Origin of the sequence: Nitriliruptor sp. (assembly GCF_040882075.1) — a bacterium.
Classification (GTDB): Bacteria; Actinomycetota; Nitriliruptoria; order Nitriliruptorales; family Nitriliruptoraceae; genus Nitriliruptor.
Genome location: NZ_JBBEBZ010000143.1, coordinates 1 through 2,645, shown reverse-complemented (window position 1 = coordinate 2,645; position 2,645 = coordinate 1). Strand labels below are relative to the sequence as shown.

At 73.7% G+C, this 2,645-nt stretch carries 2 protein-coding genes; both read right to left on the bottom strand.

The features are described from left to right. The coding region (locus WEB03_RS08640) for a cobalamin biosynthesis protein (protein ID WP_368070546.1) at nt 1-1,448 on the bottom strand (1,448 nt) is incomplete at its 3' end. After that, on the bottom strand, nt 1,445-2,645 hold a 1,201-nt coding region (gene cbiE / locus WEB03_RS08635; protein WP_368070545.1), incomplete at its 5' end, for a precorrin-6y C5,15-methyltransferase (decarboxylating) subunit CbiE. The genes cbiE and WEB03_RS08640, both read right to left, overlap by 4 nt.

The following is a 2,645-nucleotide window of genomic DNA, read 5'->3' as shown; positions in this document are numbered from 1 at the left end:
TCGACACGCGGACGGATCCGCTCCCAGGGGGTCATCAGGTTCGACAGCGAGATGTAGGCGTGATCGTGACCGAACGGCGCACCGAGCAGGGCGCTAGCGGCGAGCGCCGCCGTCACCCCCGGGACCACGACCACGTCGAGGTCGTCGCCGGCGCGCTCCAGCGTCGGCGAGGCCATCGCGTAGATCCCGACGTCGCCCGAGCCGACCAGCGCGACAGCGCGTCCGCTCCGTGCGAGCTCCAGCGCACGATCGGCGCGGACGACCTCCTCGCCGAGATCGAAGCGTTCCAGCTCGACGCCACGGGAGGTGAAGCGTGCGGCCTGGTCGACGTAGGGTCCGTAGCCGATCACGACCTCAGCGGCGGCGAGTTCGTCACGCGCACGGGGCACGACGAGGTCGTCGGCGCCGGGGCCGAGCGACACCAGTGCGAGCCGGCCCCGCGCGGGCCGTCGTGCGATCGCGACGGTCGTCATGGCCGAGCGTCGCTTCGTCACGACCAGCTGGCCGCCGAGGTGGAGCGCGGCGGCCTCGGCGACCGACGGGGTGCCCACCGCGTCGCGCACGACCTCCGAGGGGTTGGGTACCTCGATCTCGCGGAGCTGCTGCGCAGGCAGACAGACCACCGGCCAGCCGCGCTCGGCGGCGGCGTCGTGGATGCCTGCCTCGTCGGCCTTGGCGTCCACGGTCGCCACGGTGTGGACGGCCAGTGCCGACAACCCGGCGTCCGCCAGCGCGGCGTCGACCAGCTCTCCGACCTCGGTCGCGGTGACCCCTCGGGACGAGCCGATGCCGATCACGAGGGATGGCGGTCGGTACAGCACGGTGGGAGCGGCGGCTCGGCCGTCCTGAGTCAACGCCACGGTGCGGTCGGTGACCCGCAGCAACGGGGCGTCCGGGTCGTCGGTGAGCGGTGCGGGGAGCGGTCCGAGCGGCCATGGTGCATCACGTTCGAGCCGCACCGCGCCCCCGTCGAGCACGTGCCCGCCGACCGCCGCCAACGCACCCTCGGCGCGGATGCCGAACCGCGATCCGAGCGCACCCAGGGCGGGTATCCCGGCGAGCTCGGAGGCGGTGGTGACCACCGGTGTGGCGCCGAGGTGGCTGGCGACCCGCGTGGCGAGAGCGTTGGCACCACCTTCGTGGCCGCCGGCGAGCGCCACCGCGAACGTGCCGTGGTCATCGACCGCGACCACACCGGGATCCGTGTGCTTGTCGGCGAGGTGCGGTGCGATCAGCCGGACCGCGGCACCGGTGGCCATGACGAGCACCAGCCCGTCGGTCTCGCTCCACGCGGCGGCGATCGCCTCGGTGGGCCGCCCGTCGGCGAGGTCCGCCCCCAGATGCTCCGCCAACGCCGCTGCGAGCCGCCGGCCGGTGGCGCTCGCCGCGACGACGACGGTGCGGCCGGCGTCGGGCGTGCGCGGTGGGCTGTGGGGTTCGGGGGTCACGGGCGCTCCGCCAGGACGAGGACGATGGGGTTCTGCGGGGCGAGTCGGTGGCCGTCGCCGAGCGGGACGAGGTCGTGGACCTCAACGACCTGCGCGGACGTCTGCCACCCGGCGCCGCGCAGCTGCGCGAGCGTCGGTGCGAGACGTTCGATCGTGGCGAGAGCGACGACCAGCCGGTCCCGGCAACGGACCGTCAGGATCTCGAGCATCGCCGGCAGCGATGCGCCACCGCCGCCGACGAACACCGCATCGGGGTCGGGCAACCCGTCGAACGCGGCCGGTCCCTCCCCCAACACGAGCCCAAGACCGACCCCGTGCGTGACCGCGTTGGCCCGGGTGCGGTCCAGCTGCTCGGCGTCGCGATCGATGGCCACCACGCCGGCGCCGAGTCCGGCGGCCTCGACCGCGACGCTGCCGGAACCGCACCCGACGTCCCACAGCAGCCGGCCCGGTCCGGGTCCGAGATGTGCGAGCGTGAGCGCGCGGACGGCCGGTTTGCTGCACTGGCCGTCGCGGTGCTCGTAGTCGGCGACCGGGCGAGCCCACGGGCGTGCGACAGAGGTATGACCGACGACCGAGCGAGGCGCTGTGCCCGTGCGCGCCGGATCGAGCAGCAGCAGAACGTTGGGTTCGGCGACCTCTAGCGTGGCCGCACCCGCAAGATCGGTGTCATGGATCACCTGATCGTCATGGCCGAGCCGCACCGCCACCACGACCCGACGGGGTGCGCAACCGGCCGCCAGCAGGGCGCCGGCGATCGCTGCGGGCGTGGCGGACGGTGCCGTCATCACCGCCACCTTGGCATGGGTGAGTGCCGCCGCGATCGCGGCACGGGAATCTCGGCCGTGGGCCGAGACGATCACCGCGTCGTCCCACGGCAGGCCGATGGAGGCGAACGCGCCGGCGACCGATGACGGTGCGGGGTGGATCTCCAGCGCGACATCGACGAACCTCGCCGTGAGCGCTCGGACGATCCCGAACCAGCCCGGGTCACCCGAACCGATCACGCACACGGTGCCGTCGATCGCATCGATCGCATCGAGGGCCCCTTCGAGGTCGCCGGGGATGCGCATGGTCGGGATGCCGTCGGGGGCATGGACCTCCAGATGGCGGGCTCCGGCGACCAGCAGGCGGGTGTCGTGGGGGACCACGCCGGCCAGTGCGCCGTCTGGCCCGACCCCGAGTACCACGATGCGC